This is a genomic window from Luteimonas fraxinea, assembly GCF_021233355.1.
Taxonomy (GTDB): Bacteria; Pseudomonadota; Gammaproteobacteria; order Xanthomonadales; family Xanthomonadaceae; genus Luteimonas; species Luteimonas fraxinea.
This window is the reverse complement of record NZ_CP089507.1, coordinates 957,745-982,841: the sequence shown is the minus strand read 5'-3', so window position 1 is coordinate 982,841 and position 25,097 is coordinate 957,745. Positions and strand designations below refer to the sequence as shown.

Below are 25,097 nucleotides of genomic sequence, written 5' to 3'. Positions count from 1 at the left end.
CATGGCGCGCCTTCTCGACGGATAGGACAGTTCCGAGATCAGTGATCTCGGAGGTTTACGGCAATGAGCTCCGCAAGCAACTGCGCGCTCTCGTGCCATGACATCATCGATTTTGCCGGGTGCGAAGTCGGCGCGTGCAGCCAGTTCTCGACTGCAGCTGCCCAACTGCAGGGCGCATCTGCGTCGAGAAAGTGGGGGTATGTCCCCAGAACTTCGCGAAATACCGGCAGCGGGCGAGCCAGGATCGGCAGTCCTATGCTGGCTGCTTCCACGAGCGGCAACCCGAAGCCCTCCGCCTTGGATAGCGCAAGCAGCGCAGTGGCGTGAACGTACAGGGCAGCAAGCTCGACATCGTTTGCATCCTCGAGCCAGAACAATGCGGTGCCATTCAACGGATGCTGCCGCAGTTGCCGCTCCAATGCATCCTCGGACCAGCCGCGCCGACCAACAATCACAAGGTTGGCGGCCTCGCCCCGGTCCCACAACGCCTGGCAGATGCGCAGCGCGTCTGCATGACCCTTGCGCGGCTCGATCGTCCCCACCGAAAGCAGGGTAGCGCCGCGTTGCAATGCTTCTCGCACCGCTGGTCTGATCGAACCTAGTTCCGCGACCCCAGGTGAAAAGTCGGCACCCAGCGCGAAAGACCCGACGTGGGGCGAGCGGCCGAACTGATACCGAGCATCTTCCGGAAGCCAACCCGAGATGGCCTCTGCCGTTGTTCTGGATACGCAGGCGATGCAGTCAGACAGGTAGGCGACCTGTCGCAGCCAGCTGTCGAACACTTGTCGAGCATGTGGATGGAAGTACTCGGGGTGGCTGATGGGCAGGATGTCGTGGGCAACGAAGCACGTGGCCACACCACCTCGACGCCAGTCTGCCAATCGCGACGCGGCCGCGATCGTTGCCTCCGGTGCCCAGTCCAGACCGACGAAGACGTCACCGGGATGAGGCATCACGATGCCGTCGCGGTGGACCGTTTCAGCCTTCGCCAACGTCCCGGCGAAGTGCTCGGCGTGTCTGTAGTGCCCGTCTGCGAAGCGCACCGGCACGACGCGCACACCTTCGGGTGGCGCGCGCAGCCATTCGCGCAGAATGCTGCGCGTGACTCGATGCGTCCCGGTGCCGATGTCATTGGCGGCGATGCTGCTGACATCTACCAGCCACTGCGGCGTGGAGGTGCGCGGACGCATGCTGCACACCGAGAATGCCGCCTGAGCGACGTCGTCCGCTGTCGCCCGGCCAGGCAGCCCAGCCAGGTCGTCGAGCAAGGCTGTTTCCGTATCGCGCTGGAATGGGGCTGTCCTGGTTGCATCCCGAGGCCCCTCTGCGGCATCGCGCTGTCTGATCGCGGCCTCCAGGCCGACGCGTGCGCGGGTCGCGACGGCATCCCAGCTGAAATTTGTCGCCCGTTGCAGGCCATGGGCGCGCATCGCCTGCGCGCGTACCGGGCTGTCCAGGACGGCTGCCATGCGGGTCGACAGGGCAGCGACATCGCCGGGGGGGACGAGCAGGTCGGGGTGGCCCACGACTTCGGGCAGGCTGCTGACATCGCTGCAGATCACCGGGGCCCCGCATGCCATGGCTTCGAGGGCGGGCAGGCCAAAGCCTTCCTGCAACGAAGGGAACACGAACAGGGCGCATTGCCGATACAGCTCGATGAGCGTCGCGTCGTCGACATGTCCGACGAAAACACGGCGGGAGGCATCGATACCCAGCCGGTCGGCCTGGGCATTGAGCGCACGCAGGGCCTCGCGATCGTCTCCGGTCACGACCAGTTGATGGCGTGCACGGAGTCCTTCGGGCATTCGCGCGAAGGCTTCCAACAGTGCGGGAACATTCTTGCGCCTGTCGAGTCCACCGCTGCACAGCACGTAAGGGCGTTCGATTCCGAGACTTGAGAGAACAGCCGCGCACGGAACAGAATCGAATGCCGAGGGCGAGAAGCGCGCGTCTACGCCTGTCCCGATCACGGTCACGCGCTGCTGATCCAGACCGAGACGTTCGGAAGCATCCTGCGCGCTCCACTGCGAAATCGAGAGCACGATGTCGGCACGCAGAAGCTGGTCCGCGCGCTTGCGATACCAGGTTCTGGCCAGGATGCCGGGCAAATGCTGGTCCAGATCCTGCAACGGAATCACGTCGTACAGGATCGCCGCGTGCAGTGCCCGTGTCTTGTCGAAGTCCGGGAGCACAGCATCCTCATCGAAACCCTCGAAAAGACTGCTGTGCAATACGATGTCAGGCGCGATCGTATCGATTGCGTGCGCGAACAAACGCGACGCCGACGCATTTCGCCAACGGTTGGTCGGCGCCTCCTCCGCTGTGCCGTACGGAAGTCGCAGGTAGTGTCGTTGCTCGGCCGGAACTGTGTCGCCCAATTCCGTAAGTAGCGCGTCGGTCGCTGCTTCGAGCGGCGCGCTCAGCGCGAGGTGAATATCGAGTCCGTCCGATTGGCGAAGAAAAGCCTTGGTCAACTCGCGTGTATAGCGCCCAATGCCCCGGCGATGGCTGCGCGTTTGCGCGCCGGTCAGATCAATCAGCAACTTCATGGCGTGTCGTCGATGTTCAACCGCGCCATCAGTGCCTCTTGGATGGGGCGAGCCTCCTCGGGCAGATGGCGGGCATCCACCTGCAACGCGGATGGCGTGTAGAGGCTGACGGTGATGCGGTTGCGAAGCCATAGGTCGAGCGTGGGCATCGACGTGATCGCACGACCGAGCCAACGCTTGATGCTCGGGTGTCGGATGACGAATTTTTTAAGAGCCAACAGCATCGTCAAGTCTTGGTAGGTGCCGGCAAGCGTGCGGCCAGCGTAGCGCGGACCTGATCGAGCGAGAATCGTTGACGCATGATCAGGCGCCCGTTGTCCGACAGCCGCTGCCACAATGCCGGATTCTCGTGGAGATCTACGGCGGCAGAGGCCAGCGCGGAGGCTGCGTCTTCAATCATGGCGTGGGTCCGGCTTTCCAGTTGCAGCCCTTCTGCGCCGATGGGGGTGGTGACCACGGGTAGCCCGTGCACCAGCGCCTGGGTCACTTTGCCTTTGACGCCGGCGCCGAAGCGCAAGGGTGCGATGCTGATCCGGCACGTGGCCAGAAGCGATGCAAGGTCGGGGACATGCCCGTGGAACATTACGCCTGGATGGCGCTCGCGCACGATGCCAGCTGCTTCGACGATGCCGTCGCCTACGACGTGCAAGTGAACATCAGGCAGCTGTGCGCGGATTCGTGGAAATATTTCGCGCAGCAACCAGGTGATCGCGTCAATGTTAGGAGGGTGGCGCCCCCCGCCTACGAACAGCAGGCCGCTACGGCCATCGAACGGTGCGATGCAGTCTACGTAATCGTGCAGATTTGGCACGACATCGATCTGTGCATCGGGGACGAGATCGTGGAGATAGTCGCGTTCGGCAGTGCTCACCACCCACGTCGCATCCGCATGACGAATCATGCGCATCTCATGACGGCGGGTCTGGGCAGCGATCGTGCGCCGGAGCGCGCTCTGATGTAAGTACGCTTCGCGACGCTCGCGTAGATGGTGGAGATCCACGGTGTCGAGGATCTGCAGCGCATGAGGTAGTGCGTGGCGCAGCAATGGCATCCAATGCCAAGCGAGATGGTAGCGGCACACGATGATCGCGCTGTACGGCGTCGTCGCGTCGAGGAGCCAATGCGGATATCCATCGACCGGAAACAAGACGTGGACATCGATGGCGCGTAACCGTTCGACATCTTCGGCTGAGGGCGCTTCATCTTCGCAATACAGCGTGACCGCGTACCCGAGCGACACCAGCAGCTGCATCAGGGTGTACATGCGCAGCGATCCAGAATCGCGGTCAGGACGTGGCGGCGCAGTGTCAATCAACAGGATGCCCGCGCGATCCTGGCTTTCCAGAGCCACTGGGCCCGGTGTTGCGCCGCTCGACGGATTGGCCGGGCGACGCAGGGCGGATACGCCACGAGAGCCCAGCGCGACGCACAGACGATGCAGGCGGGCATGCAGGCGCCGCCATTGGAATGGCAGATAAACAGTGAGCAAATCGATGGGCGACAGGCGAACGGCCGACCGTGGAGCAGGGCCAACAGGCATGGGCGTTCGACTAGACTGCGAAGGTTCAACGCATATGTTGGCACACCTCCTACCGCATCACGCAGATCATGGCCCGGATCGATTACGAAGACGACGACACCGACGATCTGAACGACGACGCGCCGCCCGCCTGGCGACGGCGCGCGGTGACCGCGGTGCTCGCACTGGTCGGTCTCGGACTCGGTTTTTTGATTCCCTACACGCTGTATTTGAACCACCAGGTCAGCGAGAAGTTCGGGGCGCTGACCTGGCAGGTGCCGACGCGCGTCTATGCGCGTCCGCTGCAGATCACGCCGGGCGTGGCGATGAACGCCGCGACGCTCAAGACCGAGCTCGACGCTGCGGGCTATCGCGAAGGCGACGGCGTCAAGCCGGGCACGTACGCGAGCGAGGGCGGGCGCTGGACGATCTCCAGCCGCGGCTATCGCGATGTCGACGGCGCCGTGGCGCCCGGCCGTGTGCAGCTCACGCTGTCAGGTGGGCGCGTGTCGCGGCTGCGCGATGGCGAGGGCGAGCGCGCGCTCAAGGTCGCGCGCATGGATCCGGCGCGTATCGCCACGCTCTATGGCCAGCGCCAGGAAGAGCGCCGGCTGGTGCGCATCGACGAAGTGCCGCAGTTGCTGACCGACACGCTGCAGGCGGTCGAGGACAAGGATTTCGCGCATCACCACGGCATCGACCTCAGCGGCATGGCCCGCGCGGCGATGATCAATCTGCGCGCCGGCGAGACGCGGCAGGGCGCGAGCACGCTGACTCAGCAGCTCGCGCGCAGCGGCCTGCTCGGCATCGGCCGCGAGCAGACCTATACGCGCAAGTTCAACGAAATCCTGTACGCGATGCTGATCGAGGCGCGTTACGGCAAGGGCCCGATCCTCGAGGCCTATCTCAACCAGGTGTATCTGGGCCAACGCGGCGCGCAGGCGATCCACGGCGTCGCCGCGGGCGCGGAGTTCTGGTTCGGCCGTCGTCTCGACGATCTGGAAACCGAGCAGGTCGCGCTGCTGGTCGGCATCATCCGCGGCCCCTCGCATTACGACCCGCGCCGCAATCCGGAACGCGCACTGGAACGCCGCGATTTCGTGCTCGGCAAGATGCTCGAATCCGGCCTGATCGATCAGGCCGCGCACGACCGCGCCGTCAAGCGGCCGCTCGGCGTCACCGAGACCCCCGGCAGCATCGCCGCGAACCGCTTTCCCGCCTATGTCGATCTCGTGCGTCGCCAGCTGGCGCGCGACTATCCGACCGGCGAACTGCAGGGCGCAGGCCTGTCGGTGATGACCGCAATGGCGCCGTCGGCGCAGGCGTATGCGGAAGGCTCGACGGTGCGCACGATCAAGGATCTGAGCACGGGCAAGCGGCCGCCGCTGCAGGCCGGACTCGTCGTGACCGACGTGCATTCGGGCGAAGTGGTGGCTGCGGTCGGCAGTCGCGATCCGGTCGAGCACGGGTTCAATCGCGTGGTCGAAGCGCATCGCCCGGTCGGCTCGCTGCTCAAGCCCTTCGTGTACCTGCTCGCGTTCGGTAATCCCGCGCAGTATTCGCTGGCGAGCTGGGTCGACGATTCGCCGGTGACGATCACGCTGGAGAACGGACAACGTTGGTCGCCAGGCAATTCCGACGGCCGCAGCCACGGCACGGTGCGGATGATCGATGCGCTGGCGCGCTCGTACAACCAGGCGACGGTGCGCATCGGCGAAGCCGTCGGCGCGCGTGCGCTGGCCGATCTGGTGCACGTGCTCGCCGGCGTGCGCGCCACGCCCAATCCGTCGCTGACGCTTGGTTCGATGGACCAGAGCCCGTATGCGATGGCGCAGCTCTACCAGTTCCTCGCCTCCGGTGGCGAGATCCAGCCGTTGCGCGCGGTGCGCGGCGTGATCGACGAGCAGGGACGCGTCGTCAACCGTTATGACAACGCTCCGCGCCCCGCGCAGGAAGGCGACGCGATCGCTGCGCGCCTGGTAACGCTGGGGCTGCAGCACGCGGTGACCTCGGGCACAGGCCGCCAGCTGGTCAGCGACGGCCTCGGCCGGCTCAATGCCGCCGGCAAGACCGGCACCAGCAACGACGGCCGCGACAGCTGGTTCGCCGGCTGGACCGGCGATCACCTGGCCGTGGTGTGGGTCGGCAACGACCAGAACGAGCAGACCGGTCTCTACGGCGCGACCGGCGCGATGCGCGTGTGGTCTGGCATCTTCTCGCGCCTGCCGAGTGCACCGCTCGAAGTCGGCGACGCGGGTCTCGAGTGGCAGTGGGTCGCGCAGTCCAACAGCACCGACGCCGACTGCCCCGACGCGCGCCGCTTCGCCTTCGTCGCCGGTTACGCGCCGCCGTACCAGCCGTGCCCGACCTACGATCCGAACCAGACCTTCGTCGACGCGGATGGCAATCTCGTCGATGCGACCGGCGCACCGGTGCAGCAGGAGCGCCGCGGCTGGCGCGAGTTCTTCGGCTTCGGCCGTGATGAGGAGGCCGCGCCACCGGCCGACACCGCGCCGCCGGCCCCCGCGCCGGCGCCTGCGCCCGCACCGCCTGTCGAGGAGTCACCCTGATGCATCCGTTCCGTCTCGCGTTCCGTCTGTCCGCGCTGTCCGCCGCGCTCGTGCTCGTCGCCTGCGCCAGTCCGTCGCCGACCACCGCCGACGCCGCGCCGGTGTCGACCATTCCGCCGGCGACCATGGTCCAAGCGATCCGCGCCTCCGCTGGCGATGGCGACGGCGAACTCGCCGTGCAGCCGCTGCGCGATCCGATGGTCGAGGACCTGCGCGCACGTGCGGTCACGCTGGAAGCGCAGGGCGATCTGGCGGGCGCCGTCGCCGCACTCGATGAGGCGATGACGATCGTCGACAGCGATCCCGCACTGCTGCAGGAGCGCGCGGAACTCGCGATCCTGCAGAACGATCTGCCCAAGGCCACGCAGCTGGCCGAACGCGCCTACGCGCTCGGCGCGCAGGTGGGGCCGTTGTGCCGCCGTCACTGGGTCACGCTCGAACAGGTACGGCTGTCGACCGGCGATGCCGAAGGCGCGACCCAGGCGCGCGGCCAGGCCGACGGCTGTCGTGTCGCCGGACCCAATCGCTACTGATCGCGCCACCGGCCGGGCCCGTGCTCGACGCGCGTGACGCCCGCCTCGCGGACCGCAGCCGCGAGGCCCTCGTCGAAGGCGGCCTGCTGGCGGAGCGGATTCCCGCTTTCCGGCCGCGCGTCGCCCAGCAGTCGCTGGCGATGGCGGTCGCCGATGCGATCGACCAGCGCGCCACGCTGCTCGCCGAAGCCGGCACCGGTACCGGCAAGACCTTCGCGTACCTCGTGCCGGCGCTGCTGTCGGGTCTGAAGACGATCGTCTCGACTGGCACGCGCGCGCTGCAGGACCAGCTGTTCCATCGCGACCTGCCGCGCGTGCGCGATGCGCTCGGCAGTGGACTGCGCAGCGCGCTGCTCAAGGGCCGCGCGAACTATCTGTGTCTGTATCGCCTGGAGCAGGCGCGTGGCGAACCGCGGCTGGCCTCGCGCGAACAGATCCACCAGTTCCAGCGCATCGTTGCCTGGGCCGGGCGCACGCGCATGGGCGACATGGCCGAACTCGACGGCCTGCCCGAAGACACGCCGCTGCTGCCGCTGGTGACCTCGACCGTCGACAACTGCCTCGGCAACGACTGCCCGTTCTGGAGCGAGTGTTTTCTTGTGCAGGCGCGCCAGCGTGCGCAGGCCGCGGATGTGGTCGTGGTGAATCACCATCTGCTGCTGGCCGATCTGGCGCTGAAGCAGGAAGGCTTCGGCGAGATCCTGCCGGGCGCGCAGGTGTTCATCGTCGATGAGGCCCACCAGTTGCCCGAACTCGCGGCGCAGTTCTTCGGCGAGGGCATGAGCGCGCGGCCGTTGGTCGAGCTGGCGCGCGACGCGATTGCCGAATGCAAAGAGGTGCCCGGCGCGTTGCCGGTGCTGCAGTCCCCGGCGCATGCGCTGGAAGAGGCGACGCGCGCGCTGCGCACCGCGATGGACGGGCTGCCGCCACGTGGCACCCGCTATCGCGCGCTGTACGAACCTGCGGTCGAGGACGCGCTGCACGCGCTCGACGACGCACTGCTGCATCTGCGCGATGCGCTCGGTCCGCTGCGCGAAGCCTCGCCCGGTTTCGACAGCTGCCACGCCCGTGCACAGACTTTCGTCACGAAGCTGCGGCGCTGGAACGATGGCAGCGCGGCGGCGGATTCGATGTTCGACGACGAAGCGCCCGTCGAAAACGCCGAGGCGCCGCCGCTCGACGACGGCGTGCTGTGGTATGAGCTCACCCCGCGCGGCTTCCGCCTGCAGCGCACGCCACTGGATGTCTCGGCGCCGCTGCGTACGCATCGCGAAGCCTCGGGCGCGGCGTGGATCTTCACGTCGGCGACGCTGGCGGTCGACGGTCACTTCGATCACATCGCAGAGCGCTTGGGCATCGAAGCGCCGCAGACCCTGCTGACGCCGAGCCCGTTCGACTGGCCGCATCAGGCGCTGTGCTACCTGCCGCCCAAACTGCCGCAACCTTCGGCCCAGGACTACACGCGCGCCGTTGTCGATGCGGTGCTGCCGGTGCTCGAAGCCTCGGCCGGACGCGCATTCCTGCTGTTCGCGTCGCATCGCGCCCTGCGCGAAACCGCGGCGCTGCTGCGCGATGGCAGCCGCGACTGTCCCTGGCCGCTGTTCGTGCAGGGCGAGGCGCCGCGCCACGTGCTGCTGCAGCGCTTCCGCGAGTCGGGCAACGGCGTGCTGCTGGGCGCAGCGAGTTTCCGCGAAGGCGTCGACGTCGCCGGCGACGCGCTGAGCGTCGTGGTCATCGACAAACTGCCGTTCGCCGCGCCCGACGATCCGGTATTCGAGGCGCGGCTCGATGCGATCCGCCGCGCCGGCGGCAATCCGTTCCGCGACGAGCAGTTGCCGCAGGCGGTGATCGCGCTCAAGCAGGGCGTGGGCCGCCTGATCCGCACCGAATTCGATCGCGGCGTGCTGGTGCTGTGCGATCCGCGCCTGCTCGGCCGCAGCTACGGTGGTGTGTTCCTCGATTCGCTGCCGCCGCTGCCGCGCACCCGGGAACTGTCGACCGTCGCGGCATTCTTCGCGAGCCGCGAAGTGCCGGTGCCTGCGACAATGCCAGTGGACACGCCGTCCGAATTCTCCGTCCCGACTCCCGAATCCCTGTCCCGATGAAACTGCTCGCGTTCGAAACCGCCACCGAGGCCTGCTCCGTCGCCATCTGGGACGACGGCCGTGTGCTGGAGCGTTTCGAAATCGCGCCGCGCCGGCACGCTGAACTCGCATTGCCGTGGGCAGAGGCGCTGCTGGCGGAAGCCGGCATCGCGCGCAGCCAGCTCGACGCGGTGGCGGTCGGCCGCGGCCCCGGTGCGTTCACCGGCGTGCGTCTTGCGATCGCACTGGTGCAGGGCATCGCACTGGCGCTCGATCGACCGGTCGTCGCGCGCTCCACGCTCGAGGTGCTGGCGATGCGCGCCCAGGCTGCGCCAGGCACGCAGGTCCTGGCCGCGATCGACGCGCGCATGGGCGAAGTCTACAGCCAGGCCTTCGTCCACGAAGCCGATGGCCTGCGCGCACTCGGCCCTGCGCGCGTGTCCGCGCCCGATGCAGTCGAACTGCCGGGCGATGCCGCCGCATGGTCGGGTGTCGGCACCGGCTTCTCGGCGGTCGACGGTGCATTGCAGTCGCGTCTGCGCGCGCGCTTCGCGCGGATCGACGCGACCGCGCTGCCGCGCGCGGCGGATCTCGCACACATTGCAGCTGCAGCATTCGCACGCGGGGAAGCAGTCGCGCCCGAGCGCGTCGAACCCGCCTACCTGCGCGACAACGTCGCGCTGACCCTCGTCGAACAGATCGCCTTGCGCGCCTCCCGCCGCGCTGCGGAACCCGGCACGCCGGGCACGGTCTGACACCGGCCCCTCATGGAGAGCGCGACATGACCGCGACGTCCCCACCGCCTTCGCCCTGGCGCGCCGGTCAGCGTGGCGCGCGCCTGCGTGGCTGGTTGCGCCGCGAAGGCCTGCCGCTGGTCTGTCTGCTCGGCCTGCTGCTGGTCGCGCGTTCGTCGCTGGCCAATCACTACTACGTGCCCAGCGGCTCGATGGAGCCGACGCTGCTGCCGGGTGACCGCGTCGTCGTCGACATGCGCGCCTACGGCCTCCGCGTGCCGTTCACGCAATGGGCGGTGTGGGGAGGCGATGCGCCGGCGCGCGGTGATGTCGTCGTGTTCCGCTCGCCTTCGGACGGCATCCGCCTGATCAAACGCGTGGTCGCCGTCGGTGGCGACCGTGTCGATCTCGTCGACGGCAGGCTGGCGATCAACGGTGCGCCACTCGCCGATCCGTTCGATGCGCCGGAGGACTTCGGCGACGTGCAGGTCACGCTGAACCTCGACTCGGGTGGCGGCCCCGACCTCAACGGTCTGCAGGTGCCCGATGGTCAGGTGCTGGTGCTCGGCGATCATCGCGGTGCCAGCATCGACGGGCGCTACTTCGGCTTCGTCCCGGCGGCGGCGATCTACGGTCAGGCGCGCGGCGTGTTCTGGCGCACGGGTGATGGTTTTGGTTGGCGGAAGCTTTAGGGCACCGCTGAAAAGTCGTCATTCCCGCCCTCGCGGGAATGACGAATAAAGAGAGACTTGATCAGCGTTGCCTCAGGGCACCCGGGCAAAGGTCTGACGCCTGACGCTCGAAGCCGCACTGAAGCACACCTCTCCCTCTGGGAGAGGTCGACGCGCAAAGCGCGTCGGGTGAGGGCAGCGCCTCTCCAGAAAAAACTTCATGGAAGAACTGCCAACGCACGCAGACCTCACCGATCGTCGATCAACTCTCCAGCCGGTAGGAAATTCCACGTCCGGGTGACGTGCAACACATCGATCTCGTCACCCGTCGCCGGCAACGGCGGATAGGGCTCGGCCAGCCGTGCGATGCGCAGCGCAGCGTCGTCGAGCATCGCCGTGCCGCTGCTGCGGATAATGTCGGCGCGTTCCACCGAACCGTCGCGGCGGATCGCCACACTGATCACCAGCTCACCGGCCAGCTGCCGGCGCCGTGCTTCGTCGGGATAGTTGAGATTGCCGACGCGCTCCACGCGGTCCACCCATTGCCGCAGGTACGCGGCGTACGCGTATTCCTGCGTGCTCGCCGAGACGAACTTGCGCTTGGGCCGGCGGGCGTAGCGCTCCGAACGCATGTGGATCTCGGCCGCAAGCCGTGCCATTTCCAGATCGCGCTCGATCTTCTCCGGCCCTCGCGGCAGCGTCGAGGGATCGGTCTGCGTGGTCGGGTCTTCGACAGGCAACGCCGTCTCGCCGCGCGTGCTCGCGACCACGCGGTCGAGCGGCGGCGGCTGCGCATCCGGCGACTGCGCGCGCAGTTCCATCGGTGCGACGCCGGTCGTGTCTTGCGGCACCTGGCCGATCTGCGCTTCGCGCGGGCGGTTGGTCTGCTCGTGCTCGCCGCCGCCCTGGTTGCTGGCCTGGGCGAGGAAGTCGGCCTGGGCCTGGGTCAGCGGACTCGTGGTTTCGGTCAGGATCACGTCCAGCGTCGGCATCACCGGCGCGGCGTCCTCGGTCGCGAAGCCGATGCCCAGCACCAGCAGGCCGTGCACCAGCAGCGACAAGACAAGCGTCGCACCGAGGCGCGCGCCGTCGTCGATCTGCGGAGGCGGCGGGGCGGCCTGCATCGTCGGCAGTGCGGGTCGCGTCAGGGCGTGTGCGTGGCGACCGGGCCGCGCTCGATCGCGTCGAACAGCAGGCCGGCGATGTTGGTGCCGTAGGCGGCGTCGATCTCGCGGATGCAGGTCGGGCTGGTGACGTTGACCTCGGTCAGCCAGTCGCCGATGACATCCAACCCGACGAAGCGCATGCCGCGCGCGGCGAGCGTCGGACCGACCTGCGCGGCGATCCAGCGATCTCGCTCGCTCAACGGACGCGCTTCACCACGGCCACCGACCGCGAGGTTGCCGCGGAACTCGTCGCCCTGCGGAATCCGCGCCAGGCAGTAGTTGACCGGCACGCCGTCGATCAGCAGGATGCGCTTGTCGCCATCGACGATCTCCGGCAGATAGCGCTGCGCCATCGCCAGGCGACGGCCGCCGTCGGTCAGCGTTTCCAGAATCACATTGAGGTTGGCGTCGCCGGCGACGGCGCGGAAGATCGAGCGACCGCCCATGCCGTCGAGTGGCTTGAGCACGGCGTCGCGATGTTCGGCGACGAAGGCTTTCAGCGAGGGCGCATCGCGACTGACCAGCGTTGGCGGACAGCACTGCGGAAACGCCAGCGCGCCGAGCTTCTCGTTCATGTCGCGCAGGCCCTGCGGATCGTTGACGATCATCGCGCCCTGCCGCTGCGCCACGCCCAGAATCTGCGTGTCGCCGACAAACTCCGGATCGACCGGCGGGTCCTTGCGCATCAGCACCACGTCGCCTTCGCCGAAACGGCGCAGCGCTGGCGTGCCGAGGGTGTACCAGTCGTTCGGGTCTTCGCGCACGGTCAGCGGTGCGGTCCGTGCGACTGCCTCGCCGCCGGTCATCGCCAGACCGCCCGGAATCACGTAGTGCAGGCGATGGCCGCGGCGCTGCGCTTCGAGCAGCATCGCGAACGTCGAGTCCTTGGCGATCTTGATCGACCCGATCGGGTCCATCACCACGACGACATCCAGGGACATGCGTACGACCTGCGGAATAGGGACGCACGATCTTATCAGGGGCGGTTCCCTTGCCGCGCCGCCGCATTTCGAGGCGCTGCGCACAAAGCGCGTGAAAATCTTGACAGGCCGACGCCGGGCCGCGGTATAACTCCGTCCTGCACCGGCGCGCGAAGTCCCGCGCCGCGCACCAGGGGAGAATGCATGACCAGTGACGACAAGCCGTCCTCCGGCAGCCTCGATGGCTTGCGGGTGATGGTGATCGACGACTCGAAGACCATCCGGCGCACCGCCGAGACGCTGCTGCGTCGCGAAGGGGCCGAGGTCGTCACCGCCGTCGACGGATTCGAGGCGCTCGCCAAGATCGCCGACCAGAAGCCGCAGATCATCTTCGTCGACATCATGATGCCGAGGCTGGACGGGTATCAGACCTGCGCGCTGATCAAGAACAACCAGGTGTTCCGCAATACGCCGGTGATCATGCTGTCGTCCAAGGACGGCCTGTTCGACAAGGCGCGCGGCCGCATCGTCGGCTCCGAGCAATACGTCACCAAACCATTCACGCGCGAGGAACTCCTCGACGCGATCCGTACGCACGTCACCGCCTGATCAGGGGAGAGCAGGGCATGGCACGCATCCTGTTGATCGAGGATTCGCCGACCGATACCGCGGTGCTGACGCAGTGGCTGGAACGGCACGGGCATGAGGTCACCGCATCGGGCAACGCCGAGGACGGCATCGTCGCGTGCAAGCGCGAGCGCCCCGACCTCGTGCTGATGGACGTGGTGCTGCCGGGCATGAGTGGCTTCCAGGCCACGCGTGCGCTGGCCAAGGACGCCGAAACATCCGGCATCCCGGTCATCATCATCAGCACCAAGGGCATGGAAACGGACAAGATGTGGGGCATGCGCCAGGGCGCGAAGGGCTACATCGTCAAGCCGCCGACCGAGGACGCGCTGATCAGTCAGGTCAACGCGGTTCTGGCGAGCTGATGTCCACCACGCAATCCATCGACGCGCCCGCCACGGGCGCGTTCGCACTTCTGGCCGAGTACGAGCGGCGCAGCCTGGCGCATCGCATCGGTCTACCCGACCAGCTCGACGCGCCCGGCCTGTGGCGCGGCGTCGGCTACCGGATCGGCCGGCGCATGCTGGCCTCGTCGTTCGACGAGGTCATCGAGATCCTGCCGATGCCGCCGGTGACGCCGGTGCCCGGCGCGCAGCCGTGGGTGCTCGGTGTCGCCAACATCCGCGGCAGCCTGCTGCCGATCGTCGACCTCAAGCAGTTCCTCGAAGGCGAGCGCACGGTTCTGCAGGAAAGCCAGCGCGTGCTGATCGTGCGCCAGCCCGGCGGCGACGTCGCGCTGACGATCGACGAACTGTTCGGCCAGCGCAGTTTCCTCGAGGAAGACGAGGTCTCGGCCGACCGCATCGCCGAAGGCCGCTACGGCCACTTCGTCGAGCGCGCGTATGCGCATGCCAACGCGACCTGGGGCGTTTTCAGCCTCGAACGTCTCGGTCGCACCCCGGAATTCAGACACGCCGCGGCCTGATGGCCGCCGTCGCACCCAGCATCAGGAACGGACAGCCCGCATGAGCACAGCCGCCGATACTCTCGCCATCAAACGTCGCACCTTCGGCACGAACTTCTGGGTCGTGGTGCTGGTCGTGGCCGGTGCGATCCTGGTCCTCAACACCGGTTACGGCACGTGGAAGGCCTCGGCCCTCGGCGGCGCCAGTACCTCGGCCTCGAACCTGCGCGTGGACAGCCAGCGGCTGGCCAACCAGGGCAGCGACGCGGTCCGCGGCAACGCGGCGGCATTCGCCACGTTCAAGGCCACGCGCGCGCAGATCGACGGCGACATCCAGCAGCTCAACGCCAGCTATGGCGACACGCCGGGCGTCTCCGGCGCGGTCGCCAAGGTCACCGAAACCTGGACGCCGCTCGGCGCCAGCGCGCAGCGGCTCGCCGACAGCGAAGCTGCAGTGACCGCATTCGCCGGCCAGGCCCAGCGCTTCAGCCAGGGCGTGCCGCAGTTGCAGGCGCTGCTCGACGAACTGGTGCGTGCGATGTCGAGCAGCGGCTCGCCGTCCTCGCAGGTCTACATGGCGCTGCGCCAGGTGGTGATCGCCGGCGACATGGCGCGCCGCGTGACCGAGGTGCAGTCCGGCGGCGCCGGCGCGGCGATCGCGGGCCAGGGGCTGCGTCGCAACGCGGAAGATTTCCAGCAGGTCATGACCGGTCTGCGCGAAGGCGACCCGTCGCGCGAACTGCAGGCACTGACGAACGGCAATGCGCTCGCCGCGCTGACCCGCGCCGACGAGGCCTGGGCGCAGATGCGCGCCGAACTCGAAGCCATCCTTGGCAGCAGCGAGCAGCTGTTCCAGGCGCAGGCCGCGGCCGGCGCACTGGTGACCGGTTCCGATCAGCTGCTGAGCGACAGCGAATCGCTGTTCAACGCTTTCACCGCGTTCGGTTCGCTGACCGACCGCAGCATCCTCGGCAACATCTGGATCAGCATCGTCGCCGGCCTGATCGCACTGGTCGCCATCGCCGGTCTGCTCGTCTCGCTGAACCGCGCGCAGCGCGAACGCTACGAGACCACGATGGAACTCAACAACCGCAACCAGGAGGCGATCATGCGCCTGCTGGACGAAATGGGTTCGCTCGCCGAAGGCGACCTGACGGTCAAGGCAACGGTTACCGAGGACATGACCGGCGCGATCGCCGACTCGATCAACTTCGCGATCGAGCAGCTGCGCAGCCTCGTGCAGACGATCAACGACACCTCGGTGCAGGTCGCCTCCAGCGCGCAGGAAACCCAGGCCACAGCGATGCATCTGGCCGAAGCGGCCGAGCACCAGGAGCAGGAAATCAACTCCGCGTCGGACCGGATCAACGAGATCGCGGTCAGCATCGACCAGGTGTCGAAGAACTCGGCCGAATCGGCCGACGTGGCGCAGCGCTCGGTGCAGATCGCGACCAAGGGTGCGGGCGTGGTGCGCGAGACGATCGCCGGCATGGACTCGATCCGCGACCAGATCCAGGAAACCTCGAAGCGCATCAAGCGGCTGGGCGAAAGCTCGCAGGAGATCGGCTCGATCGTCGAACTGATCAACGACATCTCCGAGCAGACCAACATCCTGGCGCTCAACGCCGCGATCCAGGCGGCCTCTGCCGGTGAAGCCGGCCGCGGTTTCGCGGTCGTGGCCGACGAAGTGCAGCGCCTCGCGGAACGCGCGACCAATGCGACCCGCCGCATCGAAACGCTGGTGCAGACGATCCAGTCCGACACCAACGAAGCGGTGACGTCGATGGAACAGACGACCTCCGAAGTGGTTGCCGGTGCGCGCCTGGCCGAAGACGCAGGCACCGCGCTGGGCGAGATCGAAAGCGTCTCGACCAGCCTCGCCGACCTGATCCAGGGCATCTCCTCGGCCGCGCACCAGCAGTCCTCGGCCGCGACCAACATCACCACGGCCATGCACACGATCCAGTCGATCACCAAGCAGACCTCGCAGGGTGCGAACCAGACCGCGGCATCGATCGGCAACCTGGCGCAGCTGGCCGCCGACCTGCGTCGCTCGGTCGCCGACTTCAAGCTGCCGGCCTGAGCCACGGAACGGATTCCATGACCGTCTGCTTCATTCGCGCTGACGCGCGCGGCGTCCTTCGCGGAGCCGCCGCATGAGCGGTCTGCGCGATGCCATCGACCACACGATGCTCGGCTGGATCAAGCCGGAGCTGGACGAAGTGCTGCGCCAGGCGCGGATCGAACTGGAAGGCTTCGTCGACGCGCCGGACGATCCGGGCCGCATGCGTCTGTGCGCCGGCTATCTGCACCAGGCGCAGGGCACGTTGCGCATGGTCGAGCTGTACGCGCCGGCGATGGTCGTCGAGGAAATGGAGCGGCTGGCCGATGCGCTGCGCGACGATACGACCGCCGACCGCGACATCGCCTCGGCTGCGCTGCTGCGCGGCATGGTGCTGCTGCCCGATTACCTCGAACGCCTGCAGGGCGGGCATCGCGATATCCCGATCGTGCTGCTGCCGCTGCTTAACGAGCTACGCGCCGCGCGCGGCGAAACCGGGCTGAGCGAAAGCATCCTGTTCGCGCCGGATCTGGCGCGCGCGCTGCCCGACACCGCGCCGGTCGAAGACGCCGGCATCGATCCCGACGCCGCACTGCGCCAGTTGCGTGTCGCGCTGCAGGCCTGGCCGGCGACCGGCAGCCCCGGCGATACCGGTGCACTGGTATCGGGCCTGTCCGCACTCGCCGCACAGGCCGGCGCCGAAACCCAGCGCCGCATGTTGTGGGTCGCCTCGCGCGTCGCCGACGCACTGGCCGATGGCGCGTTCGCGCCGGTCGTGCATCCCACGCTGCGCCAGGTGTTCGCCGGCGTCGAACGCGAAGTGCGCCAGTATGCGCAGGCCCCGCGCCTCGACGCGACGCTCGCCGACGGCGCGCAGGAACCGACGCGCCAGTTGCTCTATCACGTCGCCCACAGCGACGCCGCGCATCCCGCGCTCGACGCGTTGCGCGAGGCTTTCGACCTGCAGGCGCAACTGCCGAGCGAGGCGGAGCTCGAACATGCACGCGGCAGCCTCGGCGGCCGCAACCGCGCGCTGCTCGGCACGGTTGCCGCCGCGGTCAAGGAAGACCTGCTGCGGGTCAAGGACGCGCTGGATCTGCATCTGCGCACCGGCTCGACCGACATCGCCGGCCTGCAACCGCAGGTCGAAGTGCTGGCCGGCGTCGCCGACACGCTCGGCATGCTGGGGCTGGGTGCGGCGCGCACCGTGGTGCAGCAGCAGCGCGACACGATGCGCGGCATCGTCAGCGGCGCCACGCCGGCCAGCGAAGACACGCTGCTCGATGTCGCCGGGGCGCTGCTCTATGTCGACGCGACGCTCGACGACCAGGTCTCGCGTCTCGGCGCCGAGGTCACCGACGGCTCTGACGACACGCTCGCCGTCGAGGCGCAGCAGTCGATGGCGGTGCTGGTCCGCGAGGCGATCGCCAATTTCTCCGACGCGCGCCAGGCGCTGGTCGCGTTCGTCGAAACCAGCTGGGATCACGCCGAGCTGCAGGAAGTCCCGCGTCTGCTGGCCGAGGTCGGCGGTGCGCTGGCGATGCTGGAACTGCCGCAGGCCGTCAGTTATCTGGCCGGCGTGCGGTTGTACGCCGAGCGCGAACTGATCGCGCGTCAGCGCGTGCCCAATGGCCGCCAGCTCGACACTTTTGCCGATGCGCTGGCGAGTCTGGAGTACTACCTCGAAGCCCTGCGCGAGCAGCGCCCGAACCGCGCCGACATTCTCGACATCGCGCGCAGTTCGCTGGAAGCGCTGGGCTACTGGCCGCTGCCGGAAGCGAGCGTTTCCGACGAGACCGTCGTCGACGACAGTCCGTTCGACGAAGACGACAGTGCGACAGCCGGCTTCCACCTCGACCAGTTCGCACGCGGCATCGAGGTGTGGGAACCACCGGCGGCCGAGGTCGAACCGACGCCTGCCGCAATCGCGGGCACGGTGGATGCATCGCTCGCGCCGACGCCTGCGCCGGCGCGTAATGTCGCCGGTGGTTTCGAGGACGTCGGCGACGAGATCGACGACGAAATCCGCGAAGTGTTCCTCGAGGAGTTCGCCGGCGAGATCGAGAATCTCGACGCCCTGCTGCCGCCTTGGCGCGCGCAGCCGGACAACATCGAACTCGTGCGGCCGATCCGGCGCGTGTTCCACACGCTCAAGGGCAGCGGCCGGCTCGTTGGCGCAAAGGCGCTCGGCGAGTTCAGCTGGTCGATCGAGACCATGCTCAATCGCGTGATTGATGGTCGCCCGGCGACGCCGGCCGTGATCGAGATGGTCGACCAGGCGTTCTACACGCTGCCCGAACTGCAGGCGGTGCTGCGCGGCGAAGCCACGCTGCGTGCCGATCTGGACACGATGCAGGCCAATGCGGCACGCATCGCTGCCGGCGATGACACCTTGCCGGTGCAGCCCGCGGCGCTCGCGGTTGCTGCTGACACCGTCGAAGTCGAAGTTGAAGACGTGTCGGCGCCGGTGGATGTCGAATCCGACGTCGCCCCGGTTGCGACAGACGACGATGCGACCCCCGAGATCCTGGACCCAACGCCAGCCGCCGCGTCCGACGAAATCGAGACCGTGCCCGCATCCGTCGACGCGCTGCTGCTCGAAATTCTCGACAACGAAGTGCAGGGCCATCTGCAGACCGTCGGCGACTGGCTCGGTGCGATCGATGCCGGCGTGCCTGCCGATGGCGAGCGCCTGCTGCGCGCGCTGCACACCATGCACGGCGCGTTCGCGATGGCCGAAGTGCCGGCGATTGGCCTGCTGCTCGGTCCCGCAGAGGAATACGCACGCCGTCTGGTCGCCGCCGGCACTGCGCCGGAGGCCGATGTCACGCCTGTGCTCGACGCGGTCTGCGTCGCCGCCCGCGAGGCGCTGCGCCAGTTGCATGAGCCGGAGCCGCGTATCGCGGTACTGACCGCGTTGGCCGACCAGGTCGGCGCATTGCGCGATCGCCTGCCCGAAGCACCGGTCGAACGGTTCAAATTCGATCTGCCCGACGACATCGATGCGCTTGACGATCTGTCCGATTCGACGTCGATCGCACTCGACGAAGACGATGAGGCCGGGCAGGTGCAGCCGGACTCCGAGCGTCTCGAGGCCGAGCGCGCTGCGCAGGCGGAAGCCGAGCGGCTCGAAGCCGAGCGTGCAGAGAGCGAGCGTGTCGAGGCCGAGCGTCTCGAACAGGAACGCTTGGATGCAGAACTTCTCGCGCTTGCAGAAGCCGAGCGCCTCGAATCGGAACGCGTCGAACGCGAGCGTCTGGAACAGGATCGTCTCGACGCCGCGCGTCTCGCGCAAGCCGAAGCCGAACAGACCGAAGCGGCGCGCCTCGACGCCGAGCGTGTCGAGACCGAGCGTCTGGAGCAGGAACGCCTCCTTGCCGAGCGTGTCGCACAGGCAGAAGCGGAACAGGCGGAAGCGGCCCGGATCGAAGCCGAGCGTCTCGAGAACGAGCGCGCGGAAGAGGAGCGTCTCGCCGCCGAGCGCGCCGCTCAGGAAGAAGCCGAGCAGGCGGAAGCCGCACGACTCGACGCCGAGCGTGTCGAGTCCGAGCGGCTGCAAGCAGAGCGGCTCGCCGCCGAGCGTGCTGCGCAGGACGAAGCCGAGCGGGCCGCGCTCGCGCGCCTCGAGATCGAACGGGCGGACGCGGAACGCGTCGAAGCGGAACGCGCCGCAGCCGAGCAGCAGGTACAGGAACGTCTGGCGGCCGAGCAGGCTGCAGAGGCGGCCGAGATTGCTGCGGCGGCGGGTGAGACCGCGGTGGAAGACGTCGAAGTCGAAGACGCGCGCCAGGCGGATGCCGCGCGGATCGCGATCGAAGCGTTCGAGAAGTTGCGCCGTCAGGCCCACATCGACGCCAGTGTGCTGGTCGCCGAGCGTGCCCGCTTCGATCAGGACGAAACCGCACGTCGTCTGCGTGATGCCGAGTCGGCAGCCGCGGAGGCAAGCGCGCCGACCGTGATGGAATCCCTCGACGTTGCTGCAGACGACATCGATGCAGTCGGGATCGTCGACGCGGCGTCCGATGTCGAAACGTCATCGAGCGAGGACGTCGCGACGTCGCCGGAGATCGGATCGGCGGATGTTGCCGATGATGCGCTGGTGTTTGACATCATCGATGTCGATGAGGCTGCGGATGCAACGGCAGATTCGCCGGACAACGCCGACGCGGAAGCCGTCGAAACCACAGAGCCCGCGGCGGACATCGAAGCGGATGCGTCGACCGTCGACCCTGAAGTCGACGACGTCGCAGCCGCGCCACCTTCCGACCTCGAAGCCGCGCCAGTCGATTCGATCGACGACGAGACCGAAGTATCGACGGACACTACCGAAGCGTCGGCAAATAACACCGAAACCGAGGCCCCGGCCGATGCCGCCGCCCCCGCAGCCGCTGACGATCTGCCAGCCAACGAAGACGACCCCGATGCCGCGCTTGCGCTCGACGGTCTCGATCCGGAACTGATCGACATCTTTGTCGAGGAAGGGATCGACCTGCTCGACCATTCCGACGCGCTGCTGGCGCAGTTGCGTGTCGCGCCCGACAACCGCGACGCGGTGGCCGGTCTGCAGCGTGATCTGCACACACTCAAGGGCGGCGCGCGCATGGCCGGCCTGATGGAGATCGGCGAGCTGGGTCATGCGATGGAGACCCTGCTCGAATCCGTGGCCGAGCGTCGGCGCACGCTGCGCCGTGGCGACGTGACGCTGCTCGAACGCGGTTTCGACCGTCTGCACACGATGGTGACCCGCGCTGGCGACCGCCGTGCGATCGGCCCGTCGCAGGCGCTGGTCGATGCGTTCAGTGGCAAGCGCCCGAGCGAATCGCAGGCCGCGTCTCCGACGCCCGCCGACGAGGCACCGAAGGTCGAACTCGCGCCGCTGTCTGCGCCGTTGCCGCTCGACAGCGGCACCGCCGAGGATGAAGAGAACGCGCTGCGCGGCTCGCAGGAGCAGGTGCGCATCCGCGCCGACCTGCTCGACAAGCTGGTCACCTACGCCGGCGAGGTCGCGATCTATCGCGCGCGTCTGGAGCAGCAGCTCGGTGCGTTCCGCGGTGCGATGAACGAACTCGCGCAGACCAATACGCGTCTGCGTGATCAGCTGCGCCGCCTCGACAGCGAGACCGAAGCGCAGATTGTCGCGCGCTACCAGCGCGAAGGCGAGGACACCGATACCACCTTCGATCCGCTGGAACTCGACCGGTTCTCGACGCTGCAACAGCTCTCGCGTGGTCTCAGCGAGACCGCGTCCGACTTCGGCAGCCTGCAGCAGATGCTCGAAGACCAGACCCGCCAGTACGAGACGCTGCTGACCCAGCAGTCGCGGGTGAGTTCGGATCTGCAGGAAGGCCTGATGCGCACGCGCATGGTGCCGTTCGACGGCCTCGTGCCGCGACTGCGTCGTGTGGTCCGCCAGGCCGCGCAGGACACCGGCAAGCAGGTGCAGCTGCGCCTCGAAGGCACGCAGGGCGAGCTGGATCGCAACGTGCTCGAACGCATGGTCTCGCCGCTGGAACACATGCTGCGCAACGCGGTCGCGCATGGACTGGAGGCGCCCGACGCACGTCGCAGCGCCGGCAAGGCCGACGAGGGCAGCGTCCATATCGCCGTCCGCCGCGAGGGCTCGGAAGTGGTGCTGGAAGTCGGCGACGACGGCGCCGGTCTCGACCGCGCCGCGATCCGCCGGCGCGCCGAGGAACGCGGCCTGCTGCAGGCGAGCGCCGACGTCGCCGATGTCGATCTCGACGCGTTGATCCTGCAGCCGGGCTTCTCGACCGCGACCGAAGTGAGCCGTCTGGCCGGTCGCGGCGTCGGCATGGACGTCGTCGCCAGCGAAGTCCGCCAGCTCGGCGGCACCTTCGATATCCGCTCGCGCGATGGCGCGGGCACCACGTTCACGCTGCGCCTGCCGCAGACGCTGGCCGTCACCCAGGCCGCGTTCGTGCGCATCGGCGAAACCAGCTTCGCGGTGCCGATCGCATCGGTGCGCGGCGTCGGTCGTATCGCCCGCACCGAAGCGAAGCCCGGCGCGATCTATCGCTACGGCGGCGAGGACTATCCGCTGTACGACCTCGGTCGCCTCGTCGGTCAGCCTTCGGCGCGTGCGGAAGGCCAGTTGCAGATGCCCTTGCTGCTGATCCGCGCCGGTGAACTGCGCGCGGCGGTAGCGGTCGATGAGATCGTCGGCAACAAGGAAATCGTGGTGAAGCCGGTGGGTCCGCAGATCACCTCGATCCCGGGCATCTTCGGCGCGACGATCATGGGCGACGGCCGCGTGGTCGTGATTCTCGACATCGCACCGCTGGTGCGTCGCCACGGCAACCAAGCCGCACAGATCGATGCGCCCGTGCAGACAGCGGAGCCTGCGGTCGAACGTCGCGCGGTGCCGCTGGTGATGGTCGTCGATGATTCGGTGACGATGCGCAAGGTCACCGGCCGCGTGCTGGAGCGCCACAACTTCGAGGTCGTGGCCGCGAAGGACGGCCTTGATGCGCTGGAGCGCATGGACGAGCGCGTGCCCGATCTGATGCTGCTCGACATCGAGATGCCGCGCATGGACGGCTACGAACTCGCGACGCAGATGAAGGCCGATCCGCGTCTGCGCGACGTGCACATCATGATGATCACTTCGCGTACCGGCGAGAAACATCGCCAGCGCGCGTTCGAGATCGGCGTCGACCGCTATCTCGGCAAGCCCTACCAGGAGCCCGAGTTGCTGCGCCATGTCTACGAACTGCTGAAGCTGGAGCGCGACGATGACTGACGCGATCCGCACCGTGGTGCTGGCGCGCGCAGGTGCCGCGTGTGATCGCGTGGTCGAAGGCCTGACCGAAGCCGGCGCCGAACTGGTCGCGACGCTCGATCCCTCGCAGCACGCGCCGGAAGCACTCGAAGCGCTGGCGCCGTCGGTACTGGTGGTGGTGCTCGATCCCGTCGACGAGGACGCACTCGAAGCCTTCGAGCCGGCCTTCGCCGCGCCCGGCCGCACGGTGATCTTCGAAGAAGCCGCGCTGGTGCTCGAGCGCACCGGCTGGGATGCCGCGCGCTGGGTCCGTCATCTTGCCGCGAAGCTGCGGGGTGTCGGCGATGTGCTGCCGCCATCGGCGTACAACGATACGCCGGACGAGGGGTCCCCGCTGACGCTGGAGTTCGATGCGCACACGGAAGCTGCGGCGTTCGTTGCTTCGGAAGCGCCAACGGCGCCGGAAATCGAAAGGCCGATCACACCGGAATCGACATCCGACGATGGGACGCATCTCGCATTCGATCCGGTCGCGGCCGAGTTCGACGCACCGCCGAGCGTGCAGACGCCTGCTGTGGAGTTCAGTTTCGATTTCGAACTCGCCGAATACGACGAGAGCAGCTACATCCCGCCGGCTGCGCCGCCGGGCGAAGTGCGCGATCTCAACGAGAATCTGGCCGCGTGGTCGGATGAGTCGACCGCGCCGGTCGAGCCGCCGGTCGCGGATGCGATCGAGGCCGATGCATCGATCGATGCGCCCGTAGAGCCCGCACCCGTACCGGCCGTCGAGTCGACATCCGAACCGTTGACGCTGCTCGATGGCGATGCGTTGCCGTCCTTCCGCGCTGCGGCGCCGGTTGAAGACGACGCGCCCGCTGCAGTCACGCCGGCCAAGACGCTGCAGCGCGATCTGTCCGATCTGGAATCACGCATTTCCGGGTTGAGCCTCACCGATACCGACAGCTACGGTAACGGACCGGTCAAGGGCGTCGTGCTGATCGAAGGCGGTCTGGGCGGCCCCGACGCGGTGCGCCAGTTGCTGGGTGCATTGCCCGAAGGCTTTCCGCGTCCGGTACTGGTGCGGCTGCAACTCGATGGCGGTCGTTACGACCGGCTCGTGCGGCAGATGGAACGCGCGACCGCGATGCCGGTGCAGCTGGCCGAAGCGGGCATGACCGTCTCGCCTGGCGAGGTCTATTTCCTGCCGCCGGATCTGATGCCGAACGCGGCCGGTGGCGCACTGCGTTTCGCCGAAGCCGGCGACATCACCGCTCTCGCCGATGCGGTGCCGGCCGACGACAGCGCATTGCTGTTCCTCAGCGGCGCTGATCCGTCGCTCGTCGACGTGGCGATGGGCCCGGCGTGGCAGGGCGCACTCGTTGGCGGCCAGAGCGAAGAAGGCTGCTACGACCCGATCGCCGCGCGCGCGGTCGCGCAGCGCGGTGGTCCGTCGGGCAGTCCGACCGATATCGCCGACTGGCTGATCGCGCGCTGGATGCCGAGCGCGCGCCGTTTCGATTCCGGAGGGTTGTCGCTGTGAGCGCAGATCAAGAAATCCGCGGTGTGCTGATCCGCGCCGGCGCGACGCAGCTGCTGCTGCCCAATGCGACGATTTCGGAGGTGCTGTCCTACTCGCCGCCCGAAGTGGTGGCGAATGCACCCGACTGGCTGTTGGGCCGTCTACGCTGGCGCGGCTGGCGTCTGCCGCTGGTCGCCTTTCCGGTGCTGTCGAAGCAGGGCGACGAACGCGCCGAACTGGCCAGCAAGGTTGTCGTGCTGAAGACGCTGGGCGGCGATGCGCGCCTGCCGTTCTTCGCGCTGCTGACCGAAGGTTTCCCGCGGCTGGTGACGATTTCCGAAGCGAATCTGCTCGACGAATCCGACGGCGACGGCGATGCGCTCCCGTTCGCGGTACGCGCCCGCGTGCGCCTCAACGACGACGTCGCGCTGATTCCCGATATCGACCTGATCGAACAGTCGGTGCGCGAGGCGCTGTCTGCCTGAGTCGCCGTTGGCGCT

General features: G+C 67.9%; 16 protein-coding genes and 2 pseudogenes. 13 read left to right on the top strand and 5 right to left on the bottom strand.

Going from position 1 to position 25,097, the window contains the following annotated elements; all coding sequences use genetic code 11:
* Positions 1–38: 38 nt before the first annotated feature.
* Genes LU699_RS04375 through LU699_RS04365 form a run of 3 tightly spaced genes read right to left on the bottom strand, consistent with a single transcriptional unit; the run spans position 39 to position 3,813 of the window.
* Positions 39–2,549 carry a glycosyltransferase family 4 protein gene (locus LU699_RS04375; protein ID WP_232134358.1) on the bottom strand — a complete coding sequence of 837 codons (2,511 nt, stop codon included), beginning with the start codon at positions 2,547–2,549 and terminating at the stop codon, positions 39–41.
* Positions 2,546–2,773, bottom strand: coding sequence for a hypothetical protein (locus tag LU699_RS04370; RefSeq protein ID WP_232580494.1), 228 nt, complete (start codon positions 2,771–2,773; stop codon positions 2,546–2,548). Before LU699_RS04370 ends, LU699_RS04375 begins: the two co-directional genes overlap by 4 nt.
* A 2-nt stretch (positions 2,774–2,775) precedes the next feature.
* A complete protein-coding gene (locus LU699_RS04365; protein WP_232147976.1) occupies positions 2,776–3,813 on the bottom strand; it encodes a glycosyltransferase in 1,038 nt (345 codons plus the stop codon).
* A gap of 344 nt (positions 3,814–4,157) precedes the next feature.
* On the opposite strand from LU699_RS04365, the gene mrcB reads away from it, so the two are divergent.
* From mrcB to lepB, 5 genes are read left to right on the top strand one after another with little or no spacing between them, the layout of a single operon-like run.
* Positions 4,158–6,638 (top strand): penicillin-binding protein 1B, encoded by a 2,481-nt coding sequence (mrcB, locus tag LU699_RS04360; RefSeq protein ID WP_232134361.1) that lies wholly within the window; start codon positions 4,158–4,160, stop codon positions 6,636–6,638.
* A complete protein-coding gene (locus LU699_RS04355) occupies positions 6,638–7,171 on the top strand; it encodes a tetratricopeptide repeat protein (protein WP_232134362.1) in 534 nt (177 codons plus the stop codon). The genes mrcB and LU699_RS04355 overlap by 1 nt, the downstream gene beginning before the upstream one ends.
* A gap of 20 nt (positions 7,172–7,191) precedes the next feature.
* Positions 7,192–9,276, top strand: a complete 2,085-nt coding sequence (gene yoaA, locus LU699_RS04350; RefSeq protein WP_232134363.1) for a DNA repair helicase YoaA — start codon at positions 7,192–7,194, stop codon at positions 9,274–9,276.
* Positions 9,273–10,010, top strand: a complete 738-nt coding sequence (gene tsaB / locus LU699_RS04345; RefSeq protein WP_232134364.1) for a tRNA (adenosine(37)-N6)-threonylcarbamoyltransferase complex dimerization subunit type 1 TsaB — start codon at positions 9,273–9,275, stop codon at positions 10,008–10,010. Before yoaA ends, tsaB begins: the two co-directional genes overlap by 4 nt.
* Positions 10,011–10,036: 26 nt before the next feature.
* Positions 10,037–10,681, top strand: a complete 645-nt coding sequence (gene lepB, locus LU699_RS04340) for a signal peptidase I (RefSeq protein WP_232134365.1) — start codon at positions 10,037–10,039, stop codon at positions 10,679–10,681.
* 227 nt (positions 10,682–10,908) lie between these two features.
* Here lepB and LU699_RS04335 read toward each other — a convergent pair whose 3' ends face one another.
* Both LU699_RS04335 and gshB read right to left on the bottom strand, forming a co-directional pair.
* Positions 10,909–11,784: an energy transducer TonB gene (locus LU699_RS04335; protein ID WP_232134366.1), complete on the bottom strand. Its 876-nt coding sequence runs from the start codon at positions 11,782–11,784 to the stop codon at positions 10,909–10,911.
* Positions 11,785–11,804: 20 nt separating this feature from the next.
* Positions 11,805–12,767: a glutathione synthase gene (gshB, locus tag LU699_RS04330; protein ID WP_232134367.1), complete on the bottom strand. Its 963-nt coding sequence runs from the start codon at positions 12,765–12,767 to the stop codon at positions 11,805–11,807.
* A gap of 183 nt (positions 12,768–12,950) precedes the next feature.
* On the opposite strand from gshB, the gene pilG reads away from it, so the two are divergent.
* From pilG to LU699_RS04295, 8 genes and pseudogenes are all read left to right on the top strand, one after another.
* Positions 12,951–13,355: a twitching motility response regulator PilG gene (pilG, locus tag LU699_RS04325; protein WP_232134368.1), complete on the top strand. Its 405-nt coding sequence runs from the start codon at positions 12,951–12,953 to the stop codon at positions 13,353–13,355.
* A gap of 17 nt (positions 13,356–13,372) precedes the next feature.
* Complete coding sequence (locus tag LU699_RS04320; protein WP_232134369.1) at positions 13,373–13,738, top strand: response regulator transcription factor; 366 nt, start codon at positions 13,373–13,375, stop codon at positions 13,736–13,738.
* Complete coding sequence (locus LU699_RS04315; RefSeq protein WP_232134370.1) at positions 13,738–14,298, top strand: chemotaxis protein CheW; 561 nt, start codon at positions 13,738–13,740, stop codon at positions 14,296–14,298. Before LU699_RS04320 ends, LU699_RS04315 begins: the two co-directional genes overlap by 1 nt.
* 40 nt (positions 14,299–14,338) lie before the next feature.
* Complete coding sequence (locus LU699_RS04310) at positions 14,339–16,360, top strand: methyl-accepting chemotaxis protein (protein ID WP_232134371.1); 2,022 nt, start codon at positions 14,339–14,341, stop codon at positions 16,358–16,360.
* Between the two features lie 73 nt (positions 16,361–16,433).
* Positions 16,434–19,211 (top strand): annotated as a pseudogene (locus LU699_RS18395) (Hpt domain-containing protein); the annotation flags it as partial.
* Positions 19,212–20,462: 1,251 nt separating this feature from the next.
* A pseudogene (locus LU699_RS18390) lies at positions 20,463–23,099 on the top strand (response regulator); the annotation flags it as partial.
* Positions 23,092–24,618: a chemotaxis protein CheB gene (locus LU699_RS04300; RefSeq protein WP_232134373.1), complete on the top strand. Its 1,527-nt coding sequence runs from the start codon at positions 23,092–23,094 to the stop codon at positions 24,616–24,618. The pseudogene LU699_RS18390 and the gene LU699_RS04300, both read left to right, overlap by 8 nt.
* Positions 24,615–25,082 carry a chemotaxis protein CheW gene (locus LU699_RS04295; protein ID WP_232134374.1) on the top strand — a complete coding sequence of 156 codons (468 nt, stop codon included), beginning with the start codon at positions 24,615–24,617 and terminating at the stop codon, positions 25,080–25,082. The genes LU699_RS04300 and LU699_RS04295 overlap by 4 nt, the downstream gene beginning before the upstream one ends.
* The last annotated feature ends 15 nt before the right edge of the window (positions 25,083–25,097 follow it).

Bases quoted from the DNA above. Each gene is read 5' to 3' on its own strand.
- LU699_RS04370 (WP_232580494.1), bottom strand. From the start codon at position 2,773: ATGCTGTTGGCTCTTAAAAAATTCGTCATCCGACACCCGAGCATCAAG.
- LU699_RS04365 (WP_232147976.1), bottom strand. From the start codon at position 3,813: ATGTACACCCTGATGCAGCTGCTGGTGTCGCTCGGGTACGCGGTCACG.
- LU699_RS04320 (WP_232134369.1), top strand. From the start codon at position 13,373: ATGGCACGCATCCTGTTGATCGAGGATTCGCCGACCGATACCGCGGTG.
- LU699_RS04375 (WP_232134358.1), bottom strand. From the start codon at position 2,549: ATGAAGTTGCTGATTGATCTGACCGGCGCGCAAACGCGCAGCCATCGC.
- LU699_RS04315 (WP_232134370.1), top strand. From the start codon at position 13,738: ATGTCCACCACGCAATCCATCGACGCGCCCGCCACGGGCGCGTTCGCA.
- LU699_RS04335 (WP_232134366.1), bottom strand. From the start codon at position 11,784: ATGCAGGCCGCCCCGCCGCCTCCGCAGATCGACGACGGCGCGCGCCTC.
- pilG (WP_232134368.1), top strand. From the start codon at position 12,951: ATGACCAGTGACGACAAGCCGTCCTCCGGCAGCCTCGATGGCTTGCGG.
- LU699_RS04310 (WP_232134371.1), top strand. From the start codon at position 14,339: ATGAGCACAGCCGCCGATACTCTCGCCATCAAACGTCGCACCTTCGGC.
- lepB (WP_232134365.1), top strand. From the start codon at position 10,037: ATGACCGCGACGTCCCCACCGCCTTCGCCCTGGCGCGCCGGTCAGCGT.
- LU699_RS04300 (WP_232134373.1), top strand. From the start codon at position 23,092: ATGACTGACGCGATCCGCACCGTGGTGCTGGCGCGCGCAGGTGCCGCG.
- mrcB (WP_232134361.1), top strand. From the start codon at position 4,158: ATGGCCCGGATCGATTACGAAGACGACGACACCGACGATCTGAACGAC.
- LU699_RS04355 (WP_232134362.1), top strand. From the start codon at position 6,638: ATGCATCCGTTCCGTCTCGCGTTCCGTCTGTCCGCGCTGTCCGCCGCG.
- gshB (WP_232134367.1), bottom strand. From the start codon at position 12,767: ATGTCCCTGGATGTCGTCGTGGTGATGGACCCGATCGGGTCGATCAAG.
- tsaB (WP_232134364.1), top strand. From the start codon at position 9,273: ATGAAACTGCTCGCGTTCGAAACCGCCACCGAGGCCTGCTCCGTCGCC.